Annotated in this window: 6 protein-coding genes, 2 rRNA genes and 2 riboswitches; of the genes, 7 read left to right on the top strand and 1 reads right to left on the bottom strand. The window is 41.5% G+C overall.

The annotated features are described in order from the left end of the window. The 4 genes from rrf (EDD70_RS10040) to EDD70_RS10025 form a co-directional block, all read left to right on the top strand. Nucleotides 1-94, top strand: a 5S ribosomal RNA gene (gene rrf, locus EDD70_RS10040); the annotation flags it as partial. Nucleotides 95-100: 6 nt separating this feature from the next. Next, a 5S ribosomal RNA gene (gene rrf, locus EDD70_RS10035) occupies nucleotides 101-217 on the top strand. A 139-nt stretch (nucleotides 218-356) separates the two neighbouring features. Beyond that, nucleotides 357-1,121 carry a threonine/serine exporter family protein gene (locus EDD70_RS10030; protein ID WP_162840744.1) on the top strand — a complete coding sequence of 255 codons (765 nt, stop codon included), beginning with the start codon at nucleotides 357-359 and terminating at the stop codon, nucleotides 1,119-1,121. Nucleotides 1,122-1,137: 16 nt separating this feature from the next. Next, nucleotides 1,138-1,602 carry a threonine/serine exporter family protein gene (locus EDD70_RS10025; RefSeq protein ID WP_092750409.1) on the top strand — a complete coding sequence of 155 codons (465 nt, stop codon included), beginning with the start codon at nucleotides 1,138-1,140 and terminating at the stop codon, nucleotides 1,600-1,602. Between the two features lie 37 nt (nucleotides 1,603-1,639). Here EDD70_RS10025 and ytvI read toward each other — a convergent pair whose 3' ends face one another. After that, a complete protein-coding gene (gene ytvI, locus EDD70_RS10020) occupies nucleotides 1,640-2,767 on the bottom strand; it encodes a sporulation integral membrane protein YtvI (RefSeq protein WP_092750412.1) in 1,128 nt (375 codons plus the stop codon). Nucleotides 2,768-2,919: 152 nt separating this feature from the next. Between ytvI and EDD70_RS10015 the strand changes: the two genes are divergently transcribed. The 3 genes from EDD70_RS10015 (at nucleotide 2,920) to metK (ending at nucleotide 6,457) form a co-directional block, all read left to right on the top strand. After that, the gene (locus EDD70_RS10015) at nucleotides 2,920-4,122 is read left to right on the top strand and encodes an MFS transporter (protein ID WP_092750414.1); all 1,203 of its coding nucleotides are present in this window, start codon (nucleotides 2,920-2,922) and stop codon (nucleotides 4,120-4,122) included. A 63-nt stretch (nucleotides 4,123-4,185) separates the two neighbouring features. Further along, nucleotides 4,186-4,315, top strand: a riboswitch (FMN riboswitch). A gap of 135 nt (nucleotides 4,316-4,450) precedes the next feature. Beyond that, a complete protein-coding gene (locus EDD70_RS10010; RefSeq protein ID WP_092750416.1) occupies nucleotides 4,451-4,984 on the top strand; it encodes an ECF transporter S component in 534 nt (177 codons plus the stop codon). 68 nt (nucleotides 4,985-5,052) lie between these two features. Next, nucleotides 5,053-5,148, top strand: a riboswitch (SAM riboswitch). Between the two features lie 115 nt (nucleotides 5,149-5,263). Further along, the gene (metK, locus tag EDD70_RS10005; RefSeq protein ID WP_092750418.1) at nucleotides 5,264-6,457 is read left to right on the top strand and encodes a methionine adenosyltransferase; all 1,194 of its coding nucleotides are present in this window, start codon (nucleotides 5,264-5,266) and stop codon (nucleotides 6,455-6,457) included. Nucleotides 6,458-6,486 lie beyond the last annotated feature (29 nt).

Raw genomic sequence — 6,486 nt, 5'->3', positions numbered from 1 at the left:
TCCACCCGTTCCCATACCGAACACGGTAGTTAAGCTCATTTGTGCTGAAAATACTTGGTGGGAAGCTGCCTGGGAAGATAAGTCGATGCCGACACCATCAGTTGGTGCTTATGACGATGAGGTTCCACCCGTTCCCATACCGAACACGGAAGTTAAGCTCATCAGTGCTGAAAATACTTGGCGGGAAGCTGCCTGGGAAGATAGGACAGTGCCAACACAAAAGAAGTTATGATCGTTTGGTCATAACTTCTTTTTTTATATGATAAAGATATCTGGTTCGTATTGAAATATAGTGGTATAATGAACATTGTTAATTTGGTTAAAATAACAGTATTGACTTGAAATGAGTGATACAGTTGAATTGTTATGAGGCAGTAAATACAACAATTGAAATCGGATATCAGCTTTTAAAAAGCGGAGCAGAAATTTACCGTATTGAAGAATCTATGCGTCGGATTTTTGAGGCTTATGGTATTACACAAAATGAAGTGTTTGCTATCCCATCTTGTATCATCGTTACAATTCGAATGGATGGTGCAGAGCCTGTTTCTCAAATTAAACGTGTCTATTCTACAACCACAAACCTTGAAAAGGTGCGTCGTTTAAATGACCTTTGCCGCTGTATATGCAAAGATACTCCTGATTTTACGCAGGTACAGCAGCAACTTGATGAGATTAAAGGTATTCCCGCCTATAGCTATGGGGTTCAGATCATCGCATTTGCTTTAATTGCTGCGGCTTTCACGTTGTTTTATGGTGGAAACTTTGCGGATTCTGTTTGTGCAGCGTTTGGCGGTGCAGCCATTAAAATTGTAAGTTATCACATGAAAAGATTTCATACCAACTTGTTTTTTACAATTATTATTTCAAGTATGACGGCAACCGTGCTTGCACTTATTGCGGTACATTTGCGGCTGGGTACAAATTCCGATAAAATAATTATAGGTACATTAATGAATTTGGTACCGGGTGTTGCCGTAACCAATTTTATGCGGGATATTATTGCGGGAGATTTGATTTCGGGAATAATTAAACTTACCGAAGCACTGCTGAGTGCTACTGCAATCGCACTGGGCGCCGGTATCGCTTTGACGGTTTCTCGTTTGATATTTGGTGTATGATGAAAGTGGTGTAGGCATGAAGATGGAAAGCATTTTATCGTGTATCTATGTGTTCATTGGCTGCTTCGCATTTTGCTTTGTGTCCAATCTGCGTGGTAAAATGATGATTTTGGCTCCGCTGGGCGGTTCGATGGGGTGGCTGGTATATTTGCTTTGTGGCAATTTAAATAACCCTATATTTCAAAGTTTCGTTGCTACTTTGATTATATCACTGTATTCCGAAGTGATAGCACGCATTCAAAAAGTTCCGGTTACTGCTTGTTTGCTTATATCCATTCTGCCGTTAGTACCGGGCGGCGGACTTTATTACACGATGGAATACTGCATCCGAGGAAATATCCCTATGTTTATTGAGAAGGCGGGGTATACCTTTGGAACCGCCGGGGCTCTGGCACTGGGAATTTTAATTGTATCATCGGCGGTTCGTCTGTGGTATTCTGTACGATATTTTGCTGCGAAACCTTTTCGCAAAACTCCATAACAAAACGCCCGAATAAATTTCATATTCGGGCGTTTTTTCAAGTATCTGATTCGTTTTCTTGCCAAAGATGAATTTTCCCTGCTGACTGCAAATCTTTAAGCAAGATTACAGCAAGCGGGAACACAAACATACCAACAATCCCCATTACATGCAGCCCCAGGTACATAAAGATTAGAGTAACTAGGGGGTGCAACCCAATGCGCTTGCCGATAATACGCGGTTCTAGAATGTTGCGAATTACAGTAATGATAACATACAAAACGAGTATGGCAATTCCGAACCCGGTTTGCCCCATAATCAAGCTGATAAGCCCCCAAGGAATCAATATAGTACCCGTTCCGATGACCGGCAGAATATCTACCAACGAGATAATCGCAGCCAGTAAAATTGCATAATCTACCTTGAGCAAAACCAAGCCGATGGAAAGCTCAACAAAAGTGATAAACATAATGAGCAGATACGAGCGAAGCATTTGCAATAGTGTTTTGCCAAATGTATCCCAAGTATTCGTTACCTGTATAAGATATTTTTGCGGAATTTGCAGTTTGAAAAAATGTTTTAGATTGTCGAACTCTACACTGATAAAAAAGGTTGCTACAATTGTAATAATGATGGAAATAAGCATAGCAGGCAGTAAAGAGGCTTTATTAGCAAGCCATGTAACAGCTGTACCAGAAAGAGATATCAGTTTTTGTTGTGTTGTATGGATTATGTCTTGTGAAAATTGTCCTATTTGCTGTTCTAATTCGTTCGGCAGTCGCTCCAGCAAATTATCCATCCTGCTGCTCAATGCATCGGCAACAGCAGGTGCTGTTTTTTGGTACCACTCGGGCAGATGTACCACAATATCTGCCACTTCGTTAATTGCATTATAGATACAAAGAACGCATAAAAACCCAATAATCGTCAGCAAGATAAAAGCAAGAATGGGTGCGACAATGCTTTTATTAAGCCGTGTTTTTTGTGTAATCCAGTTGATGGGGCGCTGCAAAAACGCTGCAATTGCCAAACCGATTATGAAGGGGAGCAACCATGCTGCTAAATATTTAAAGCAGAAATATAAAATTACTATAATGCAGGCCGCAAATGCGAAATTAATAATAAATCGCTTTCTTTTTTCTAATGTCACTTCAAATTCTTCTTTCTGTTGTGGCTTTTTCGTCAAAAACCTCTATATTTAGTTATTGTAAAGTAGTAAGCGTTTACTGTCAATAAATATACCGTTAAGAATTCATAAGTTAAAACAATTCTTTTGTTTGTAATTATGCCACCAATATGATACTATAAATCTGATTCGATAAACAATGGAGTGTATTCATGAAAGACTTTTTTAAAAAAGAAAATATTTACTTTATTGCAGTACAGAGTCTCTATCAAATATCATTTTGTGCATACAGTGCTTTTTTGGTGATGTATTTGCAGATGAATGGTTTTACAAATATGCAGTGTGGGCTGGCTATTACTTTGCAATACCTTACTTGCCTCATTTTACAGCCGTTTTATGGGTATATTACCGATACATATATATCTTGCAAACGCTTTTTGATGATCGCAACAGTTATTACGATACCTGCGGCTTTTCTTTTGCCTTTAACAGTTAAAATTATCCCCCTTGCTATGCTTTCGATTGTGATCTATTCTTGCTTTTACAACTCGAACGAAACAATTATAGCCGCTTGGATACTTTTACTCCGCGATGAAAAGCCCTATATTAACTACGAAATATCTCGTGGATTTGCTTCATTTTTTTATGCTTTTTTTGCATTGGGCTTTGGCGTACTGCTTAAACGCTATGGTACAAACGTAATGTTTATTTCTTATGCGTTGCTTGCATCGGCTTTGTTTTTGGTTTGTATTCCAATCCCTGAGGTTGCTTGCCAAAACAGCAAGCACCTTAACAAAACGGCAGGCAATCAGTCATTATCTACACTACAAGTGGCAAAAACACTTGCATCCAACAAGCCGTATATGTTGTTTTTAACAAGTGCGCTGTGTTACCAAATCGGGCTGAAAGCTACCAAAACTTTTGTGTCAAACTATGTTGCGGTAACGGGAGGAGCAGAACAAGAGCTGGGAGTATTGTTTTTTGTCTCTGCTTTGATTGAATTCCCCGCCATTTACCTTATCGGCAGAGTGACAAGACGGTACAAAGCGGAATATTCTTACTTAATTGTACTATTTGCATTATTTTTCGACTTGCTTTTCTTAAAATTTATGCCTACCATGACAGGGCTGACCTTTGCAATGATTTTCAGCGGGATTGCATATATCGGGTTTCTTGGGGTGTTTATGGATTTTGTAAAACTTATGACCCCGCGCAAGATGAATTCATCTGCAATATCTTTGGGGATGGCACTGACCAACGCGCTTGGAGCGATACTCGGTTCTTATTTTGGCGGCTTAATCATTGACTTATGGGGACTGGACAGCATGACAGTTGCATGCTTTATTACAACCGCATTATCTTTTCTTGTTTTTTTACCTTTGCTGCGGTATAAAAATGAGGTAACACAAATTTGATGGAAAATTACAGCACCCTATTGCAAAACGGCTGCAAGCAGTATATAATATGTTTAGTAGAATAGTCTGTTTCAGGGCGAGGTGTAAATCCTCACCGGCGGTGAAGCGCTGATAAGCGATAAGTCCGCGAGCAAATGCATGAATCGGTTAGAATCCGATACCGACGGTATAGTCCGGATGAAAGAAACGGGTGCGGTTGATTTAAAACCCATTTTTCCCTGATGATTTTTTCATCAGGGATTTTTTATTTTGTCGCACCGCCTACGCAAAACCCTTCTGACAGCTATCTAACTTATTTGTCCGAATTTCGGACACAGGAGGTACACCCATGAATACATCTGTAAAAAAGCTTACTCGTCTTGGTATGTTGGCTGCAATATCTATTGTATTGCTGCTGGCAGTGCGCATTCCTTTTCCGCCTGCACCGTTTTTAGAGTATGATCCGGCAGATATTCCGCTGTTTATCAGCGCATTTGCGTATGGGCCTTATTCGGCGTTGATTCTTACACTGGTAGTTTCGGTGCTGCAGGGTACAACAGTCAGCGCTGCAAGCGGTATTATTGGCATTGCAATGCATTTTTTTGCAACAGGAGGATATGTGTTGGTTGCGGGTGCAATTTATAAACGCAATAAATCCAAAAAAACAGCAGTAATTGCTCTTGGCGCCGGTACCCTTACCATGACAGCACTGATGATAGTTATGAATCTTATTTTTACTCCGCTATTTATGGATGTTCCTATAAACGCTGTGTTGGGGATGCTGCTTCCTATTATTATTCCGTTCAATCTTATGAAAGCAGGCATTAACTCAATAATCACCTTTTTACTGTATAAATCGACTGGTAAACTACTTGGAGTATAAAAAATTTAAAATAATTGTTGACAAAATGCTATATTTTATACTATAATAGTAGCTACAAACTGAATAACCCCTTATCAAGAGTGGCGGAGGGACAGGCCCTGCGATGCCCGGCAACCTGCATTTTAGCAAGGTGCCAAATCCTGCGGGAAACCGAGAGATGAGGATCACATAGAATCTCGGTATTGCACCGAGATTTTTTTGTTTGCAGGCTTTCATCTGCGGCAAAATTAAATTTAGGTGCTGTAAAACAGTAAGTAAACAATCATAGGAGGATTTTTTATGGCAAGACATCTTTTTACTTCCGAATCGGTGACCGAGGGTCATCCAGATAAAATCTGCGACCAAATCTCCGATGCAGTCCTTGACTCCATCATAGAGCAGGATCCATCTGCACGTGTTGCGTGCGAAACCACTGTCACTACCGGAATGGTGATGCTGATGGGCGAGATTACCACCAACTGTTATGTTGATATCCCCAAAATTGTGCGCGGAGTTATTTCAGACATTGGATATGACCGTGCTAAATATGGCTTTGACTGCGATACCTGTGCCGTAATTACCACAATCAATGAGCAATCCGGTGATATTGCACTGGGTGTTGACCGTGCGCTTGAGGCAAAAAGCGGCAGCAGCAGTGCTGCAGAGGATGAAACCGGAGCAGGCGACCAGGGAATGATGTTTGGCTATGCTTGCGATGAAACCCCCGAGCTGATGCCTATGCCTATCTCTTTGGCGCATAAGCTGGCAAAACGTCTTACCGAGGTGCGTAAAAACGGCACGCTTTCTTATCTTCGTCCCGATGGAAAAACACAGGTTACCATTGAATACGAAGAAGATAAGCCTGTACGTGTAGATACGGTGGTTGTTTCAAGCCAGCACGGCCCTGAAGTTGCGCTCGAAACCATCCGCGAAGATATCATCAAGCACGTAATTCAACCAATTGTTCCGGCTGATTTGCTCGACAGCAAAACCAAAATCTTTATCAACCCCACAGGCCGTTTTGTAATAGGCGGCCCGCAGGGTGACAGCGGACTGACCGGAAGAAAGATTATTGTAGATACCTACGGTGGTTATGCAAGACATGGCGGCGGTGCATTTTCGGGCAAAGACCCAACCAAGGTTGACCGCAGTGCAGCTTACGCGGCAAGGTATGTTGCAAAAAACATGGTAGCAGCAGGGTTTGCAAAAAAATGCGAAATTCAGCTTGCCTATGCAATTGGTGTGGCTGCACCTGTTTCTGTAATGGTAGATACCTTTGGCACAGGCACAGTAAACGACGACTTGCTTTCTCAGGCAGCAACCCATGTGTTTGATTTGCGCCCTGCGGCAATTATCCGCGAGCTGGATCTGCGCAAACCCATTTATCGTCAGTTGGCGGCTTATGGGCATGTCGGCAGAGAAGACCTTGATGTTCAGTGGGAGAAAACAGACCGTGTAGATGCACTGAAAAAATATATTTCCGAACACAAATAACAACAGGCAGCGGGTGAGGATTACCTCAC

It is taken from the genome of Hydrogenoanaerobacterium saccharovorans (assembly GCF_003814745.1).
Lineage (GTDB): Bacteria > Bacillota > Clostridia > Oscillospirales > Ruminococcaceae > Hydrogenoanaerobacterium > Hydrogenoanaerobacterium saccharovorans.
Note: the sequence above shows the minus strand (reverse complement) of the source record. Positions and strands in the feature narration are given on the sequence as shown.